Source organism: Thermodesulfobacterium commune DSM 2178 (genome assembly GCF_000734015.1).
Classification (GTDB): domain Bacteria; phylum Desulfobacterota; class Thermodesulfobacteria; order Thermodesulfobacteriales; family Thermodesulfobacteriaceae; genus Thermodesulfobacterium; species Thermodesulfobacterium commune.
Map to the genome: position 1 here is coordinate 496,902 of NZ_CP008796.1, position 16,901 is coordinate 513,802.

Annotated in this window: 18 protein-coding genes and 1 tRNA gene; 4 read left to right on the top strand and 15 right to left on the bottom strand. The window is 35.4% G+C overall.

From position 1 onward, the window contains the following. Window positions 1–3 precede the first annotated feature (3 nt). From fliM to HL41_RS02605, 11 genes are all read right to left on the bottom strand, one after another. A complete protein-coding gene (fliM, locus tag HL41_RS02555; RefSeq protein ID WP_000411458.1) occupies window positions 4–993 on the bottom strand; it encodes a flagellar motor switch protein FliM in 990 nt (329 codons plus the stop codon). Window positions 994–995: 2 nt separating this feature from the next. Further along, the gene (locus HL41_RS02560; RefSeq protein WP_038061178.1) at window positions 996–1,493 is read right to left on the bottom strand and encodes a flagellar basal body-associated FliL family protein; all 498 of its coding nucleotides are present in this window, start codon (window positions 1,491–1,493) and stop codon (window positions 996–998) included. A gap of 210 nt (window positions 1,494–1,703) precedes the next feature. After that, a tRNA-Ser gene (locus HL41_RS02565) sits at window positions 1,704–1,797 on the bottom strand. A gap of 49 nt (window positions 1,798–1,846) precedes the next feature. Then, on the bottom strand, window positions 1,847–2,431 hold the full coding sequence (locus tag HL41_RS02570; RefSeq protein ID WP_051754455.1) for a biotin transporter BioY: 585 nt from the start codon (window positions 2,429–2,431) through the stop codon (window positions 1,847–1,849). 67 nt (window positions 2,432–2,498) lie between these two features. Continuing rightward, window positions 2,499–3,752 (bottom strand): 3-deoxy-D-manno-octulosonic acid transferase, encoded by a 1,254-nt coding sequence (locus HL41_RS02575; RefSeq protein ID WP_038061179.1) that lies wholly within the window; start codon window positions 3,750–3,752, stop codon window positions 2,499–2,501. Window positions 3,753–3,767: 15 nt separating this feature from the next. Then, window positions 3,768–4,496, bottom strand: a complete 729-nt coding sequence (pgeF, locus tag HL41_RS02580) for a peptidoglycan editing factor PgeF (RefSeq protein WP_051754456.1) — start codon at window positions 4,494–4,496, stop codon at window positions 3,768–3,770. Continuing rightward, on the bottom strand, window positions 4,481–5,128 hold the full coding sequence (locus HL41_RS02585) for an XTP/dITP diphosphatase (RefSeq protein WP_038061181.1): 648 nt from the start codon (window positions 5,126–5,128) through the stop codon (window positions 4,481–4,483). The genes pgeF and HL41_RS02585 overlap by 16 nt, the downstream gene beginning before the upstream one ends. After that, window positions 5,125–5,835 carry a ribonuclease PH gene (rph, locus tag HL41_RS02590; RefSeq protein WP_038061182.1) on the bottom strand — a complete coding sequence of 237 codons (711 nt, stop codon included), beginning with the start codon at window positions 5,833–5,835 and terminating at the stop codon, window positions 5,125–5,127. Before rph ends, HL41_RS02585 begins: the two co-directional genes overlap by 4 nt. Next, entirely contained in the window at window positions 5,835–7,049 is a 1,215-nt protein-coding gene (locus HL41_RS02595; protein ID WP_144241959.1) for a hypothetical protein, read from the bottom strand. The genes rph and HL41_RS02595 overlap by 1 nt, the downstream gene beginning before the upstream one ends. Window positions 7,050–7,072: 23 nt before the next feature. Beyond that, window positions 7,073–8,173 carry an SPL family radical SAM protein gene (locus HL41_RS02600; RefSeq protein WP_038061186.1) on the bottom strand — a complete coding sequence of 367 codons (1,101 nt, stop codon included), beginning with the start codon at window positions 8,171–8,173 and terminating at the stop codon, window positions 7,073–7,075. 3 nt (window positions 8,174–8,176) lie between these two features. Further along, complete coding sequence (locus HL41_RS02605; RefSeq protein ID WP_038061189.1) at window positions 8,177–9,199, bottom strand: aspartate-semialdehyde dehydrogenase; 1,023 nt, start codon at window positions 9,197–9,199, stop codon at window positions 8,177–8,179. A 155-nt stretch (window positions 9,200–9,354) separates the two neighbouring features. On the opposite strand from HL41_RS02605, the gene HL41_RS02610 reads away from it, so the two are divergent. From HL41_RS02610 to HL41_RS02625, 4 genes are read left to right on the top strand one after another with little or no spacing between them, the layout of a single operon-like run. Further along, window positions 9,355–9,915: an RNA methyltransferase gene (locus HL41_RS02610; protein ID WP_022855140.1), complete on the top strand. Its 561-nt coding sequence runs from the start codon at window positions 9,355–9,357 to the stop codon at window positions 9,913–9,915. Further along, window positions 9,890–11,050 carry a DNA/RNA nuclease SfsA gene (sfsA, locus tag HL41_RS02615; RefSeq protein WP_051754457.1) on the top strand — a complete coding sequence of 387 codons (1,161 nt, stop codon included), beginning with the start codon at window positions 9,890–9,892 and terminating at the stop codon, window positions 11,048–11,050. The genes HL41_RS02610 and sfsA overlap by 26 nt, the downstream gene beginning before the upstream one ends. Next, on the top strand, window positions 11,032–11,718 hold the full coding sequence (locus tag HL41_RS02620) for a phosphorylase family protein (RefSeq protein ID WP_000479670.1): 687 nt from the start codon (window positions 11,032–11,034) through the stop codon (window positions 11,716–11,718). Before sfsA ends, HL41_RS02620 begins: the two co-directional genes overlap by 19 nt. Beyond that, window positions 11,708–12,595 (top strand): J domain-containing protein, encoded by an 888-nt coding sequence (locus tag HL41_RS02625; protein ID WP_038061192.1) that lies wholly within the window; start codon window positions 11,708–11,710, stop codon window positions 12,593–12,595. The genes HL41_RS02620 and HL41_RS02625 overlap by 11 nt, the downstream gene beginning before the upstream one ends. Here the strand turns inward: HL41_RS02625 and HL41_RS02630 are convergent. From HL41_RS02630 to glmM, 4 genes are all read right to left on the bottom strand, one after another. Beyond that, window positions 12,592–13,359 (bottom strand): sulfite exporter TauE/SafE family protein, encoded by a 768-nt coding sequence (locus tag HL41_RS02630; RefSeq protein ID WP_038061195.1) that lies wholly within the window; start codon window positions 13,357–13,359, stop codon window positions 12,592–12,594. The two genes, HL41_RS02625 and HL41_RS02630, sit on opposite strands and share 4 nt — an antisense overlap. 13 nt (window positions 13,360–13,372) lie before the next feature. After that, on the bottom strand, window positions 13,373–14,548 hold the full coding sequence (locus HL41_RS02635) for a class I SAM-dependent rRNA methyltransferase (protein WP_038061198.1): 1,176 nt from the start codon (window positions 14,546–14,548) through the stop codon (window positions 13,373–13,375). Next, window positions 14,520–15,425, bottom strand: a complete 906-nt coding sequence (locus tag HL41_RS02640) for a 4Fe-4S binding protein (RefSeq protein ID WP_235181307.1) — start codon at window positions 15,423–15,425, stop codon at window positions 14,520–14,522. Before HL41_RS02640 ends, HL41_RS02635 begins: the two co-directional genes overlap by 29 nt. A 113-nt stretch (window positions 15,426–15,538) precedes the next feature. Then, window positions 15,539–16,897 (bottom strand): phosphoglucosamine mutase, encoded by a 1,359-nt coding sequence (glmM, locus tag HL41_RS02645; protein ID WP_038061203.1) that lies wholly within the window; start codon window positions 16,895–16,897, stop codon window positions 15,539–15,541. Window positions 16,898–16,901: the final 4 nt, after the last annotated feature.

The window sequence follows — 16,901 nt, forward strand, 5'->3', positions numbered from 1 at the left end:
TTTTTATTTTTCTGTATTTTCTGGATTTTCTGAAGACAAAAATTTGTCTACCTGAATAGCAAGGTGGTTTTTAAAGACCCCTAATTTGCCTAAAATTTTAGGAACCCCTTCTATATAAACCTCTATAGGTTCTTCTATTTTTTTATCGAGAATTACCACATCTCCTACCTCAAGGTTTACTAAATCTTCTAAGGTAATGGTGCCTTTTCCTAAAATAGCTTTTAGTTGTACACTACTATTAAGAATGTAGTTTTCTAAGTTCTTTTTCCAGGTTAAGTCTATATATTCTTCTAACTGATAAGGAGAATAAAGCTTATCTTTTATTGGTTGTAAGGTGCTTAGAGAATAACAAAAAAGTATTTTACCGCTGAGAGATTCAAGCTCTAACGTATAACCAGTAACTACCACAGTTTCTTCAGGCATAAGTACCCTTGCAAACTGTGGGTTTACTTCACCTCTAATATATTTAGGTTTTACAGGATAGATGTTTTTCCAAGCCTTTTCTAACTCGTTAAAAATAAGGTCCACCACTTTTTTCAGAAGTCTTTGTTCTATTGGTGTAAACTCTCTTCCTTCAACCTTGATATGTTTCCTTTCCCCCCCTAAAAACCTTTCAATAAACAGGAAAGCCAAAGTAGCATCTATAATAAGAAGAGATTGTCCTTTAAGAGGTTCTAATTTAAAGATATGGATGGAGGTAGGTACAGGAATTTTGTTTAAAAAATCTTTGAACCTTTCCATCTGAAGGGGTAAATTCGAGATATCCAACATTTCTCTTAAAAGCGTAGAAAGCTGCATCCTTAAACTTCGAGCAAGTTGTTCGTTGATAACCTCAAGCCCTGGGATCTTAAGACGGGTAGATATGGTATAGTTTCTAAAGTCGAAAGGCTTAGCCTTAACCTCTTCTTTGACCTCTGGGGTGGTATCTATCTTACCTTCAGAAAGCCCAGAAAGTAGTGCATCTATCTCTTCTTGGCTAAGTATTTTTTCCATACCTACTCCACTATGTATTGGGTTATGTAAACGGCTTGTAAAATTTCATCTCCTAAAGCTTCGTTGATCTTTATCAAAAGATCTTTTTTTATCGTCTCTTTAGCCTCTGGCTGAATTACCTCTTCTGGGGTTTTACTACTAAGATAGGTGATGATTACGTCTCTTATCATCGGTTCTTTTGTTTTAATCTCTTCTTCTGCCTTTTTATCCGCTACCCCTAAGGCTAACCTTACTTGAAGATATCGTTTACCTGTAGGGTCCAAGAGGTTTACCACCACTGGTTCCATAGGATAGATAACCTTAACTTCAACCTTTTCTTTTTTAACTCCTTTTTTTCCTTCACCCTTTTCTTCTCCTTTTTTACCCATCAAAAACAAAACCACCCCAGAAGCCAGAGCTATTATCAAAAATCCTACCACCAAAAACAATAGAAATTTCTTTTTTCCTCCTTTTTTCTCAGATGCCTGCTTCTCCGCTCCTTCTTTAACCTCTTCTGCCATAATTCCCTCCTAATTTTTTAGAAATTTTATCAAAAATTATGCCAAGTTTTCATGGATTGAATTTTGCTAAAAACATTCAGGTTTTTCTTTGCTTCTGTCAAAAAATTAACATAATTGTCAAAAAACTTATAAAACAAGAGTTTTTAAATAAAAAGATAGTGAGTTTATTAAATATGACAAGTGATTTATGAGATAGCGGTGAAAAAGGGATGGCGGAGGGGGCGGGATTCGAACCCGCGGTACGGGTTTTAGCCCGTACATGCGATTTCCAGTCGCACCCCTTCGTCCACTCGGGCACCCCTCCAAAACTCGTTTACATTTTAAAGCCTAATCAAGGTTTTGACAAGAGGTATTTAGAACTTTTTTAAACCAAACTTTAAAATAGAGACTACCAAAAAGATTTTTAATAGGTCTCCGTAGATAAAAGGTAGACTTCCTATGCTCAATAAAACCTTTAAGTCAGAAATTTTTAAAACCCAGCCTAACCAAACCAGTCCCAAAAGATGAATAACCCCGAAATTTGCTAAGGTTAAAAGCAAAACCAATCCTGAAAAACTTTTAGCCCATTGAAACCTATAATATATCAAACTAACCATTAATGCTGCAGGAAGAAAACCTAATAGATATCCTCCAGTAGGTCCTAAAAATGTTAAAAAACCACCAGTTAACCCTGCAAACCATGGGAGCCCTAACCCACCTAAGAACAAATAGAAAAAATTAGCCAAACCACATCTAACAGGAGAAAACAAAAGAGCAGTCATAAAAACCCCAAAGGTCTGAAAGGTTACCGGTACAGGAGAAAAAGGAAGATAAAACTTAAGGTTAGAACAAATACCTATCAAAAGAGCTCCTACTAGTCCCCAAAAAATTTCTACCTTAATATTACTTTGTTTAGATACTTCTAAACTTAGAACTAACATCTCTAAAGTTCGTTTCATAATAAACCTCCTGATTGTAAGATAAGATTTTTAGTTAACTTAATATTATATCCTGGTTAACCAAAATTTAAAGATACCTTTCTAATAAATTTAAAATTTTTTCTGTAGCTCCTGTTTTAGAAAGATATATTTGGTAGGCTTTTTCAGATAAGGCCTTAAGTTTTTCAGGATTTTTAAGAAGATGATGTAAGGTTTCAGATAAATTTTCTGGTTTAGTTTGAATACAGGCTTCTTTTTCCAAAAATTCTTGGATAAAAGGAAAGTTTTCCATAGACGGGCCAAATATCACCGGTTTTTTCCAGTAAAACGCTTCTAAAGGATTTTGCCCTCCATGGGGGATAAAACTTCCTCCTATGATAGCTAAGTCTCCTATTCTGTAAAGACTACCCAAGATACCTATCTGGTCTATAAGAAGGACACATCTTTTTACTTCTTTCAAGTCTGAAAATTCCTTAGATAAAGCGCTTAGGCGATAAAGTTTTACATCTTCCAAATTATCTAACATCAGGTTTAACCGTGAAAACACCTCGTCAAATCGTTCGGGATGTCTTGGTACTATAAGCAAGGTACCTTGGTTTACTGCTGAAAGAAAAGCCTTGGTTATAATTTCTTCTTCAGGATGGTGGGTGCTTCCAGCAATAACAACCGGTTTTTTAACCCAACCTTCCCAAAAAAATTCCACATAAGGAATTTCAAGGTCAAACTTGGTATTGCCTGTTACTACGATTTTTTCTTCTTTTACTCCCAGAGCTTTAAATTTTTCTTGATAAATCTTATCTTGTACTACTACTAGAGTAAGCTTATCAAGAACTTTTTTGAAAAAAAACTTTACTTTTTGATAGTTTTTAAAGGATTTTTCACTGAGACGTGCGTTTACTAAAAAAACCGGAATTTTTTTAGCTGCAGTATGAATAAGATTAGGCCAGATTTCTGTTTCAGCGATGATTAAAGCCTTAGGATTAAAAGCCTTTAAGGTTCTTTTTATCGCAAAAGGACAGTCTAAAGGGAGATAGATAGTTTCTACCGGTAATCCTTTAAACCGGTCTTTAGCCACTTTTTGTCCGGTATCGGTAATCGTGCTTAAAAGGATGTTATAGTTTTTAGAAAGTTTTTTAATAAGAGTAGAAAGGGCGATAACCTCCCCTACAGACACACAATGGACCCAGATAAAAGAACGAGAAGAATGGGTGACTTTTTGTTTAAAAATAGCAAATTTATCTCTTAACCATTTTAATCTTAGATTTCGTGGACGTTTTAAAAACTCTCTTGGTAAAATAAGGCCTGCTATCAGATAATAGATAAATGTATAAACCCAAAGCATAACTTAAAGCATAACTTAAGGTTTTCCTATAAAAGCTATTTGTACTCCTCGCTCCTTTCCATGATAACGATGGGACCAATAAACCTTATGCAAACATCTTGTACAATCCTTTGACACCCAAACATTTTCCTCAGGAATACCCAAACATAAAGCTTGATAAAAATTGGCCTTTTCTAAATCCAAATAGACTTTACCTTGGTTATGTTGAATAACCTCATCATAAAAAGATAAGTTTTTTCTTAAAGCATCTAAAACTTCATCTTTTATTTCGTAGCAACACACTTTTATATGTGGGCCTATTGCTAAAAGAATTTCTTCAGGTTTATACCCTAGAGAAAGTATCTTTCTAAGGATTTTTTCTAAGATTTTAGACACAGTGCCTTTCCATCCAGCATGAATAGCACCTACTATTCTACGGTCTTTGGTTGCTAAAAGCACCGGGACACAATCTGCTGTTTTAACCCCAACAAAAAGCCTTTCTTGGTCTGTAAGCACTCCGTCACCTTCTAAAGAAAAAATCTCTGGAACCGAAGACCCATTCCAAAGGGTTATGAAAATGTCGCTATGTACTTGTTTTGGTAAAAACCAACGATAATTACTGATTTTTTTTAAAGAAGTAAAGTTAAATTCTTTAGAAAGTTTTTTAGAAAATGCAGCCAAGATGTTGATATTAAGAAAATTTTCTGGAAAAATAAGATCAGTTTTTAAATGATTGACAAGTTCTAAGATTAGTTGTTTTGACATCGTTCAAGGTCTTTTAAGAATGATAAAAGTTGTTTTTTTAAGTTTTGGATAGCCTTACCTCTATGGCTTAAACGATTTTTTTCTTCTGAAGGAAGTTCTGCTGCAGTTTTTTGAAATTGGTATTCAGGTACTAAAAAAATAGGGTCGTATCCAAAACCATAAGAGCCTTTAGGTTTAAAACCTATTCTGCCTTCCCATACACCTTCTGAAACCAGATATTTTCCGCAAGGATGATAAAGAACCAAGACACACTTAAACCTTGCGGTTCTTTTTTCCGGAGGCACATCAGCTAACTCTTGAAGAAGCTTTTGGTTGTTCTTTTCATCATTTGCGTCTTCTCCAGCATAGCGAGAAGAATACACCCCAGGTGCACCGTTTAAGGCATCTACTTCAAGTCCAGAATCGTCTGCAAGACACAAACATCCGGTTTTTTCAGCGTAATACTTAGCTTTAATCAAAGCGTTTTCTAAAAAAGTTTTTCCTGTTTCTTCAGGAGGGGTGATTTCAGAAAAATCTTTAAGACTTTTTACTTCTAAGTTAATTTCAGACTTTAGATCTTCAAGGGCTTTTTCTATTTCTCTAACCTTACCTAAATTAGAAGTAGCTATAACTAAGATTATTTTTTGGCTCATATTCCTAACACCTCTTTTTGTTTGTTAATCAGTTCTTTAATACCCTTAAAGGCAAGGTTTTTCATCTGCTCTAAGTCTTCCCAGGTAAACAAACTTTTTTCAGCACTTGCCTGAATTTCTACTATTTTCCCAGACTCAGTCATAAAAAAATTAGCATCTACCTCAGCAATTATATCTTCTTGATAATCAAGGTCTAAAAGAAAGTTTTCTCCTATCTTACCTACACTAACCCCCGCTAAGAATTCTAAAACCGGAGAGGTGGAGAGAACTCCTTTTTCTATAAGCTTTTTAACCGCTAAGGTTAAGGCTAAGAAAGCGCCTGTAACTGAGGCAGTCCTTGTTCCCCCATCTGCGTTTAAAACTTCGCAGTCTATCCAGAGGGTTCTTTCTCCTAATTTTGATAGGTCTACCACCCCTCTTAAAACCCTGCCTATAAGCCTCTGTATTTCCATAGACCTACCTTTTCGGCCCATAGTTTCTCTGGGGGTTCTTTCTAAAGTAGCCCCAGGAATAAAGGCATACTCTGCGGTAATCCAACCTGTTCCTGTACCCTTAAGAAAAGGGGGGACCTTTTCCTCTAAACTTACCGTACAAAGTACCTTAGTGTTGCCAAACTCAACCAAAACAGAACTTAACGGATTCTTTAAAAAATCTATCGTAAACTTTACCTCTCTAAGTTGGTCAAAAGCTCTTCCATCATGTCGCATCATAACCCTCCTGGGCTAAAAAGATTACCTTTTCCTATGGAATGAGGAGATATGCATTTTTTTAAACTACCTTCCAACTTCAAATCTTCGTCGTAATAGATGGTTATGTTCTTTTTTCTTAAAACACACATTTTACCATATAAATCCTTTCCTAAAAACAGTTTTTCAAAAGTTCTCTCTCCTAAACCACACAACCATAATCCTTCTTTTAATTTACCAGTAAGTTTATCTTTCATAAGAGGTTTGGCTAATTTGGGAGATTTGGCCAATAAATCAAAAAATTTTTCAACCTCAGAGGATTCTTGGACAGTCAACCCGTACCAATCGTCTAACGAAGGATTAAACTCAAGAATACAAGAAAGCTTACCATCAAGATTGACAAAGTTTGCATGACAGACTTCACATCGGTATTTTGAAAGGGTTTTCTGGTTATGGGTTTTTTTACTGAGATTTTGATGACAATCTAAACATTTTATTTTATTACGACCAAACATTACTTCTTCTTTTTTATGACAGTCTGTACACACCAATCCTTTTTCGTAGTGTATACTTTTTAAAAGTTGATAGGCTTCAATTCCGTAAGGCCTTTCAGGTGGTTTTCCTTCAACAAAAGGTGAACGATAGTCCTCATACCAATTATGAGGGGAATATCCTAAGTAATCCCAACCTATGTAACTGCTATAATGACAGGATAGACAATGGTTTATGGTAGGTTTAACAATGGAGTGATTTAATAGGTCGAAATGGCAGGCTAAACAGCCTTTACCTCTTCGGGTGTTTTTATAGTCTTCACCTTCATAATCAACGTGGCAGAGCAAACATCTTCTACGTAAAAAATCTATAACCACCGAGGTCTTATCCAAAGGTTTTTCATAATTAAAGGTTTTAAGTTCCTGTAAACTAATGTTTTTATATATTCCAAAGGCCTTTAGGGTATTTGAGATCATCGTTTTGTAGGTGTAATGTAAAGAATTTTTAAACCGGTCTAGCTCAAGTTTATGACAACCTGAGCAAACCTGATAAACTACCAAAGAGTCTGGGTGTTTTAAAAAATTTTGATGAGCTTCCTCTTTAGAAAAAGCTTTGCTGTTACCTTGATGACATTTAGTACAATCTATTTGTTGATGAAGTTTATCAAAAGATATTTGGTTATGACAATCTGTACATCGTTTGATTTTAGGTTGGTTAGCACAACCAAAAAGGAAAAAACTCAAAAATATGGTTAAAAAAAACAGCTTTATGACTGACACAGTCTATAAGCCACTTGGTCAAGGAGCTGACAAACTTGGTTAGAACTTTTTAAAGGTTTCCCTAAAACTTCTTCCCAAATCCTTTCGCCTTCCATACAAAAATAAAAGGTTATTTTATCTTCCACTTCTTTTATGATTTTAGCCAAACTTTGAAAAAGTTTTTTTCTGAGGTCTATAAAGTATCTCTTTTTTAAATCAAGGCCTTCGATAAACTCATAAGCATAGATTGAGGTTTGAGGAAATCTTTCTTCTGCGATGTATTTTAGCTCTTTAGGGTATCTTAAAGCTCCTAAACTTATCCAGGCAATCTTTTCCCATGGTATTGCGTTTAAAACCTTTTCTAAAACTTGAGGATATTCAGCCTCTGCGTTTTCGTAAAAAATGATTGGGTCAAAGTGAAAGGCTACTGTAAACCCATGTTTTATCGCATATCTTGCGCTTTCAATTCTCTGTTCCAATGAAGAGGTTCCGTGTTCTTCGGTGTTTATAATAAATGGGGTATTTAAGGACCAAGCAAAAATAATTTTAGGGTCAGATTTAAATTTTTTAAAGTAATTTTCTTTAATAAAAGCCTTAGTTTTTAATTCAAGTACAGCAAAAGGATTTAACGTTTCCCAAAAGTTGATTAATTTTTCAGAAACACCCCCAAAGGGTTCCAAAACCATACTATCTGCAAACTCTCCTGTTCCAATTCTCAGTACTCTTTTTTCTTTTCTGGCATTATTAAGAACTCTTTCTAATTCTTGAAATCCATCCTCGACAACATTAGCCCAAAGTTTTATGCCCGGGCGATTTAAATAAAGCTGAAGAATACAATAGGTGCAGTCAAACAAACATCCTTCAGCAAAATGAAAGATTTTATAACCACAACAAAGATAGTTTTTAGTTCCAGGACAATCTCTGAAAAACCTACCCTTAAACCTTATCAAAAAAAGAAATCTTTTACCTAAAGAAACAAGCTCTGCCTGGGAAGCCCAGGCTTTCCATCGAAAATCTTCGTAAGTAGGAATAACCTCATAAGGATATTTTTTTATTATTTCCTGGGTTAAATAATAAGAAAAAGCTTCTTCTTCTACAAGAATTTTCATTACTTAAAGATAATCTTTTATCAGTAATTCTGCAATCTGAACCGCGTTGGTGGCTGCACCCTTTCTTAAGTTATCTGCTACTATCCATAAATTTAAACCATTTTCTATAGAAAAGTCTTCTCTGATCCTTCCCACAAAAACTTCGTCTCTTCCTGCAACCTCTATCTGAAGTGGATAAACCTTTTTTTCTGGATTGTCAAAAACTACCACTCCGGGAGCTTTTTCTAAAAGTTCTATAGCCTTTTCTACAGTAAGTTTTTTTTCTGTTTCTATGTTAACAGCTTCAGCATGTCCATAAAATACAGGCACTCTCACCGTGGTAGAAGTAACCCTTATGGTATCATCTTCCATGATTTTTTTAGTTTCTTCTACCATCTTCATCTCTTCCTTGGTATAGCGGTTAGGAAGGAAAACATCTATTTGAGGTATACAGTTAAAAGCGATAAACTGGGGAAGATATTTGGGCGCTGGCATAGGCTCTCCCATACACCAAGCCCTAACCTGAGCCTCAAGTTCAGCTATAGCCTTTTGCCCTGCCCCTGATACTGACTGATAGGTGCTTACTACTATTCTTTTGATTTTAGCATAATCATGCAATGGTTTTAGGGCTACCACCATTTGAATGGTAGAACAGTTGGGATTAGCGATGATACCTTTGTTTTTATATTGGGCTACTGCATGAGGATTTACCTCTGGAACTACTAAGGGCACCTCAGGGTCCATCCTCCAGGCACTTGAATTATCTATAACTACCGCACCATCTCTTGCAAACAGAGGTGCATAATCTAAACTTCTTTGTGCACCTGCTGAAAAGAGGGCAATATCAATTCCTTTAAAGCTTTTGGTCTCTTCTAAAACTTCCACAGGTATCTCTTCCCCTTTAAAAGGAAGTTTTATACCTTTAGACTTAGGAGAAGCAAAAAATCTTATATTTTTTACAGGAAAATTTCTTTCTTCTAAAACAGTTATCATCATTCTTCCTACAGCCCCGGTGGCTCCAACTACTGCCACTGTATATTCTTTCATAAGTAACCCCCTGTCTTATAATCTTAGTTTTATGAGGATATCATAAAACCTAAAAACTTCAAGTTAATCATCTTTTATTACTTTCAATAAGAAGTTCTTTTGTCCTATAATTTTATTTGCAGTTTCTTAAGATTAAATTAAAATTAACGAAGATTATGAAAAAGTTAGAAGGTGAAGAAATCCTTAAAAAATGGCGACAAAATAGAGATACTCACGGAAGATTCCCTATTATAGCTGTGCTTGACAACATAAGAAGCGCCTATAATGTAGGGTCTATGTTTAGAACAGCAGAATGTGCTTATGTTTCTAAATTGGTCTTATGTGGTATCACCGCTTACCCCCCAAATCCAAAGATAGAAAAAACCGCCTTAGGAACTACCCAAACCGTTCCTTGGGAATACTTTAACGATACCTACCAAGCAGTAAAACATTTAAAAAATTTAGGTTATAAAGTAGCAGCTTTAGAAATTACAGAAAGTAGTATCCCCATTCAAAACGTTAAACCGTCTGATTTTCCGTTAGCGTTAGTTATCGGAAACGAAGTTACCGGAGTGGACGAAAGGGTTCTCGAAGCGGCTGACATGGTTTTAGAAATTCCACTTTACGGAGAAAAAGAGTCGTTAAACGTAGCTATAGCCTTTGGGGTGGCTATCTTTCTTCTTATAGAAAAACTAAAAAATAATACCCAAAATGAAATATCCTTTCCTTTTTCCTAAAATTTCTGCTATCTTTATCGAAAGGGTCAATCGGTTTGTGGTCAAGATAAAAATAAAAGATGGATTAAGTCGCAGTACCTATGAATTTGCCTATCTACCTAATCCAGGTAGACTTTGGGAGCTGCTTTTGGAAGGCACTGAGCTTTTGGTATTCCCTAATCCTAAAAATAGTAAACTCCCTTATACGGTTTTAGCCTGCAAAAAAAGAGAAAACTATGTCCTTCTTCATACTCACCTGACCAATCACATCGTTTCAACCCTTATTGAAAAAGAAATGATTCCTATTTATAAAGGTTTTCAGGTTGAGAAAAAAGAAACTATGTCTGCTAAAGGTCGTTTCGATTTGTTGCTAAAAAATCTGTATTCTCAGGAAAAAATTTTACTTGAAATTAAAACGTGTACTCTTTTTGGAGAAAAAATTGCCATGTTTCCTGATGCAGAAACTAAAAGAGGACAACGGCATCTTGTTGAACTACTTGAGCTTTCTAAGAAAGGAGATCAAACAGAGATGCTTTTTGTCGTTATGAACCCTGAAGTAAAATATTTTCTTCCTGCCTATCATATAGATTTTAATTTTTCTTCTTGGTTTTTAAGAGTAAAAGAAGAGATAAAATTAAGGGCTATATCTTTAACCTGGGATCCCACTTTTACCGAAGTAACACGTATAAACTTAGTAGACATTCCTTTTGACCTTTTAGAACAAGAGCTGAAAGACCAGGGAGCTTATCTTTTGGTTTTTAGAATAGCCCAACCTGTAAACCTTGTAATAAATCAAAAAACTTTTTTTATAAAACCAGGTTTTTACATCTATGTAGGGTCTGCGATCCAAGGCCTTGAGGCCAGGATAAAAAGACACTTAAGAAAAACCAAAAAGCTTCATTGGCACATAGACTATCTACTAACCTATGCTCACAGTATCGTGCCTATTCCTATAAGGTCCTCTGAAAAAATAGAGTGTGCTTTAGCTTCTGACGTTGGTAAACTGTCTGAAGGCTTTGTGCCTGGGTTTGGGGCAACTGATTGTAAGTGCTTTTCTCATCTTTTTTATTTCTCGTGCTCACCTTTTCAAAATTCTGATTTTCACGAATTAATAATTAAATACCGGATAGATAGGCTATGTTCTTACCTAAGATAAACCTAAAGACCGGGGATCGAGGGGTTATTTTTTTTACGCTGCCTGAATGGAAGCTCGCAAAAGAAAAAATCAGCCTAAAAAAGCATTTTTCCTGGTTAAACCTTACTATAAAATATGACGCAAAGGGTTTTATTTGTGGTCCGATTTTAGGAGCTCCGATGATAGGACTACTTTTTGAGATTTTTCAAAACTGGGAGATAAAAGAACTGTTAACCGTAGGTTGGGCAGCTAAGTTAGGGGAGAAGCTTAAATTGGGAGAGGTTTTTCTCCCAAACAAGGCCTATTCTTTAGAAGGAACTTCAAGGCTTTACTGGGAAAAACGAAAAGTTTTTACCCCAGAATTTGAATTTTTTACCAAGATTAAAGAAAATCTTGTGCAAATAGGATTAATGCCCTCATCTGGTCCTATAATTTCTACAGACGCCCCTTTTATTTTTGAAAAAAATACACAATTTTTAAACAAATGGGCAACTAAAGCTTATGCTTTAGACATGGAAACTTCTGCGGTGTTTGCTTTAGGAAAATATTTTAACGTTAAAACCCAGGCTATACTTTTGATTACCGATGAAATTGGTAGAACAAGCTTTCAAAGACCTGAAAACTTATTGAAACCAAGCAGAGAAAAAATTTTAGAGTTAATACAAAGATTCCTAAGCCATGAGGTCTAAAAACTCAAAAACCAACCCCTTTGAGGTTTTTGGTTTAACCCCTAAATTAGTAAAAGAACTAGACGACCAAACACTTTTTAAACTTATCAAGGCTCTCTATAGAATTCTTCAACTTTACTATCATCCGGATAAAGGAGGAGACCCTAGAAAGGCATTAGAACTAAACTTAGCCTATGAATCCTTAAATTTAGAGAAAAACGAAAAACTTTTTAAAGAGTATAAAAACAAGTATATCCAAAGGCTTTCTCGTAAGACCATGTTTTCCAAGCTTCAAGAACTGGAAACTCAGAACCGTAAACTCACTCTTTTAGCCGACCTTTTAAAGGAAAAATGTTGGCAGCTTTTGGTAGAAAGACCGATGGTCATAGAAGAAATTAGCCGTAAAAAGGCTTTAAAACTAAAAATTTTTGACCTGGTATCCCATCTCAACTTTTCTTACCTAAAACCATCTCAAAAATCTCTGTTTTTTAAAGAGATATATCTTATAGGGTCTGAGGTGGTTAAAAAAGATAGGTTTAAACGTACGTGCTACAGAATAAAAAATTATCGATTTTTAGGCTCAATAAAAAGAAATTACATAGAACCATGGGCTTTATTAGAAAAACACACAAAGGATAAACAAGTGATCTATAATAATCTGATAAATCGAGAGATTTTTGTACAAGAATTTATCCTTTTTTTAAGACCTGAATTGGAAACAAATGCTTATCTTTTTTTCTTTCAACCAGAAGACCCACAACATGTAGTGTTTGAAGGAATTCTTATTAAAAAAGAAGAGGTTGATTTAGAAGAAGTTAAGCCCTTGTTAAACAAGGTTCTTCTTCTTAAAGAGGACTTTGCAGAAAACATCACAGATAGAAGTTTAAAACAAGATTAACTTTTAGGTTTAGGGGTTTTCAAGAACCTAATTCCTGTCCAGATTACTATGATAGCAAAAAAGATTCTCAAGTAAAATTCAGGTAAAAAGTTGGCTATATTACCTCCTATAAACGTTCCTATGATGATTCCTATTACCAATCCAGGCAAAATTGTTTTTACCACGTTACCCAGTTTCAGGTGGGTATAGGCTCCTACTAACCCAGCGGGAACCATGCATAAAAGTGAGGTTCCTTGGGCAAGGTGTTGCCCATAGTTTAACCCTAAAACCAGGGCAGGAACCATTATCGTTCCTCCCCCTACCCCCATCATTCCTGCTATAAAACCAGCAAATACTCCAGTGAGCAACAAAGCTATAAATTTCGAAGTCCCTTCTAAAGAAAAATGATAGAGGCTTCCTAAGTAAGGTTTGGCCAAAAGTAAAAGGGAGGCAAAGATTAAAAAAGCTCCGAAAGACCTTTTTAGTTTCCATTCAGGAAGGCTGTGGGCAAACTTAGCCCCTTTTCTTGCGGTAATCATCGCTGTAATAGCGATGATTACTGAGGCTACTACATCAACCTCTCCATGCATTCCGTAAGTGATAGCACCTACAAGTCCTGTAAACACCAAAGCCCAAAGGCTGGTTCCATGAGCCTGATGTTGAGAAAGCTTTAATACCCCTACCATAAGGGGAATCATCACCACTCCACCACCTAATCCAACCAGGCCTCCAAAACATCCTGCTAAAATTCCTATCCAAACTGCATGAAAAATTTCTTTTTTCATAATTCCCCCCTTTTTATTTTTCTATATAAAGTCCTACTCCTTTTAAATAAAAGGTTTCTTCTACAAAAGGGTTGATAGGATGGTCTTTTGCCTGAATCCCTTTAAAAATAATCTTTCCGTCAACCTGTAGTCTTTTAAGAGAGGTTTTAATAAAATTCAAAAGCCTTTCAAACTTTAAAAAATGGGAACAAGAAAATCCGAAGAAAAATCCTCTTTCCAGGGCTTTAAGGCCTAAAAAATAAAGGGTTTCATATTTTTTTTCACCTTCTAAAACATGTTTATGAGACTTTATAAAGGCTGGAGGATCAAGGATTATCATGTCTACCTTAGGAGGATTCTTTAATATATGAAAAACGTCTCCTTGAAGAGTTATAACTTTCTCCTTCCAGTGGTTAATCTTAGCTATTTCTTCTACTAACAAGAGAGCGTTGGCAGAACGGTCTATAAAAAAAACTCTGTCAGCACCACTCTTTAAACAGTAAAATCCAAAACCTCCGATATAAGAAAATCCATCTATAACCTGCAATCCTTTAGAAAACCTGGCAATAGCCCTACGGTTTTCTCTTTGGTCTAAAAAAAATCCCGTTTTTTGTCCGGTGATAACAGGCACCAAAAACTTTATTCCGTCCATGGTGACTAAAATCGGATCTTCTACGTTCCCATAGACTACCTTTGTATAAAGAGGAAGCCCTTCTTCTTGTCTTTTTGTGTGATCGTTTTTTAAGACGATAGCTTGAGGAGTAAACAACACCTTCAAAGCTTCGATTACAAAATCTACAAGTCTTTCCATCCCAAGTGTATGAATTTGGACCACCACTACTTTTTCAAAAATATCTACTATTAATCCAGGTATAAAATCACCTTCAGAAAACACTAAACGAAAACAGCCTTCACCTGGATAAAAAGATTTTCTAAGTTTTAAGGCTTTAGTAAAGGCTTCTAAAAAAAATTTTTCATCTATCTTTTGTTCTTCTCTTGAAAGTAGCTTTAAGCAGTAAAAAGATTGTGGATTAAAATATCCTATCCCTAAAAAATGATTTTCTTCAGATAAAATAGTTACCAAGTCTCCAGGGGCAATTTTTTCAGATGTTTTCTTAAAATCTTTAATTTCCTTTTGGGTAAACCAGAGATGCCTTTGTAGATAGGTTTGTAGCCCTTTTTTATTTAGAACAACTGGAGGATATAGCATTTTGGTAAATTCCTTTTTCTAAATATATTGCCTTATGAGGACAAATTTTTACACAATTTAAACAGCGAATACATTCAACAGAATTTATTTCTTCTAAAGGATTAAGTCCAACAGGGCAGATTTTTTCGCAAGCCTTACAATGGGTGCACCTGTTAAGGTTTACGTTTAGCCTTAAAAAGCTAACCTTATTAAACAGTCCGTATATCAAGCCAAGGGGGCATACATTCTTGCAAAAAAATCTATAATCTATTACAACAAAAAAAACAAACACCAACAAGATAGCGCTTTTCAGATAAAAAAGTTTTCCTATATAATCCCAAAGTTCTGAACTGATAATAATATTTAAATAGCCAGCTTCTAAAGTTCCTGCTGGACAAAGATACTTGCAAAATCCTAAAATTCCATAACCTATTTCATCTCCCAAAAAAAGAGGTATAAAAAACACCAATCCTATAAGCATCAAATGCTTGAGGTATTTTTGAGATCTTTTAGGGAGGGAGAGTCTTATTTTGAAGAAAGGAATTTTATAAATAAGGTCCTGAAACAAACCAAAAGGACAAACCCATCCGCAGATAAACCTTCCTAAGGTTAAACCAAAAATCAAAAAAAATCCTAATACATATAAAAAAGGACCTAACAAAACCTGCCAATTTAAGACCCTTGAAGCACTTAACAGGTTTTGCAAAACCCCTAAAGGACAGGAAAAGAGACTTGCAGGGCAGGAATAACAGTTTAATCCAGGGGCACAAAGTCCTTTTAGAGGGCCTGTGTATAGGTTTTTGGTGAAAGGAAAACCTAAATATCCATTATGTAAAAAAAAAGAAATAGACTGTACCACCCTTCTTTTCATTCTTCTAATCCCATACAGGAAAGACACAGCAAAGAACCTCTGGAATAAACAAAATCATAGCCGTTAAGTTTAAGACCCGAGAAAATTAACATCCCAAAGACGATTAAAAAAAACAAAATTTTCCACCCATTCATCTGTCCTTATCCCAACTTTTTCTGGAGAAAGGCTTTGAGGTCTTCGCTAATTTCCTCCACCAACTCTGGATTTTCTCCTTCTACCATAATTCGGTACTTAGGCTCGGTACCAGAAGGTCTTATGATTACCCTTCCCTTTTTCCCTAATCTCTTTTCTGCCTGACTAATTTTTTCTTCTATACCTTCGATTTCAACCAAAGGTACTTTTTTGTTTACTTTTAGGTTTTTGATAACTTGTGGGAGTTTTTCAAAAAGTTTAGCCAATTCAGAAAGAGGTTTTTGTTTCTCCTTGATTAAAGAGATAAGCCTTAAACCTGTCAAAAGTCCATCTCCTGTGGTAGCTTTATCTAAAAAGATAATATGACCTGAAGTTTCTCCGCCTAAAAGAGAGTTTATTTCCTTCATTTTCATCACTACATATCTGTCTCCTACAGGAGTTCTTAAAAAAGTTATCCCTTGATCTTTAAAAAAAAGTTCTAATCCAAGGTTACTCATGATTGTGCCTACCACCGTTTGGTTGGTAAGTTGTCCTTTTTCTTTAAGGTCTTTGGCAAAGATGGCTAAAAGATCGTCTCCATCTAAAAGATTACCCTTTTCGTCTACCACCACAATCCGGTCTCCGTCTCCATCAAGTGCTATCCCTAAATGTGCCTGAGTTTCTAATACTTTTTTTCGAAGATTTTCAGGATAGAGGGCTCCACAATTTTCATTGATGTTTGTTCCGTTAGGACTGCAGCCTATTGGAATCACCTCTGCTCCAAGTTCCTCTAATACCTGAGGTCCTACTTGATAACAAGCTCCGTTGGCACAATCTATTACTACTTTTAATCCTTCGAAATTAATGTTTATTGGTACAACAGACTTTAGGTGTACTACATACCTTCCTATGGCATCCTTTATCCTAAAGACTTTTCCTAAGGCATCTCTATAGACTCTTACTTCTTTAAAACTTTCATCAAAAATTAGTTCTTCTATTTTAGCCTCTGTCTCATCAGAAAGTTTAAAACCATCTTTACCAAAGATTTTAATCCCGTTATCGTAGTAAGGATTATGGGAAGCGGAAATCATGATACCTACATCTGCCCTCAAATCCTTGGTTAAAAAGGCAATCCCAGGAGTAGGAATAGGTCCTACTAACAAACTATACCCTCCCATAGAACAAAGACCAGCAACCAGGGAAGACTCAAAAATATATCCTGACAACCTGGTATCCTTACCTATAACCACCTTGGTAATATGATGATTTTGATTTTTAAACAAAAATCCTATGGCTCTGCCTATCTGCAAGGCTATTTCTGGAAGCATCGGAAAAACATTAGCTTCTCCTCTTATCCCGTCTGTACCAAAAAGTTTCTTATCTTCCATGGTT

What these genes read in the sequence shown, in the direction of transcription:
- sfsA (WP_051754457.1), top strand. Translation starts at nt 9,890, where the DNA reads ATGAAATATCCTTTCCTTTTTCCTAAAATTTCTGCTATCTTTATCGAA.
- glmM (WP_038061203.1), bottom strand. Translation starts at nt 16,897, where the DNA reads ATGGAAGATAAGAAACTTTTTGGTACAGACGGGATAAGAGGAGAAGCT.
- rph (WP_038061182.1), bottom strand. Translation starts at nt 5,835, where the DNA reads ATGCGACATGATGGAAGAGCTTTTGACCAACTTAGAGAGGTAAAGTTT.
- HL41_RS02575 (WP_038061179.1), bottom strand. Translation starts at nt 3,752, where the DNA reads ATGCTTTGGGTTTATACATTTATCTATTATCTGATAGCAGGCCTTATT.
- HL41_RS02620 (WP_000479670.1), top strand. Translation starts at nt 11,032, where the DNA reads ATGTTCTTACCTAAGATAAACCTAAAGACCGGGGATCGAGGGGTTATT.
- HL41_RS02605 (WP_038061189.1), bottom strand. Translation starts at nt 9,199, where the DNA reads ATGAAAGAATATACAGTGGCAGTAGTTGGAGCCACCGGGGCTGTAGGA.
- HL41_RS02625 (WP_038061192.1), top strand. Translation starts at nt 11,708, where the DNA reads ATGAGGTCTAAAAACTCAAAAACCAACCCCTTTGAGGTTTTTGGTTTA.
- HL41_RS02635 (WP_038061198.1), bottom strand. Translation starts at nt 14,548, where the DNA reads ATGCTATATCCTCCAGTTGTTCTAAATAAAAAAGGGCTACAAACCTAT.
- HL41_RS02630 (WP_038061195.1), bottom strand. Translation starts at nt 13,359, where the DNA reads ATGAAAAAAGAAATTTTTCATGCAGTTTGGATAGGAATTTTAGCAGGA.
- pgeF (WP_051754456.1), bottom strand. Translation starts at nt 4,496, where the DNA reads ATGTCAAAACAACTAATCTTAGAACTTGTCAATCATTTAAAAACTGAT.
- HL41_RS02600 (WP_038061186.1), bottom strand. Translation starts at nt 8,173, where the DNA reads ATGAAAATTCTTGTAGAAGAAGAAGCTTTTTCTTATTATTTAACCCAG.
- fliM (WP_000411458.1), bottom strand. Translation starts at nt 993, where the DNA reads ATGGAAAAAATACTTAGCCAAGAAGAGATAGATGCACTACTTTCTGGG.
- HL41_RS02585 (WP_038061181.1), bottom strand. Translation starts at nt 5,128, where the DNA reads ATGAGCCAAAAAATAATCTTAGTTATAGCTACTTCTAATTTAGGTAAG.
- HL41_RS02570 (WP_051754455.1), bottom strand. Translation starts at nt 2,431, where the DNA reads ATGAAACGAACTTTAGAGATGTTAGTTCTAAGTTTAGAAGTATCTAAA.
- HL41_RS02560 (WP_038061178.1), bottom strand. Translation starts at nt 1,493, where the DNA reads ATGGCAGAAGAGGTTAAAGAAGGAGCGGAGAAGCAGGCATCTGAGAAA.
- HL41_RS02610 (WP_022855140.1), top strand. Translation starts at nt 9,355, where the DNA reads ATGAAAAAGTTAGAAGGTGAAGAAATCCTTAAAAAATGGCGACAAAAT.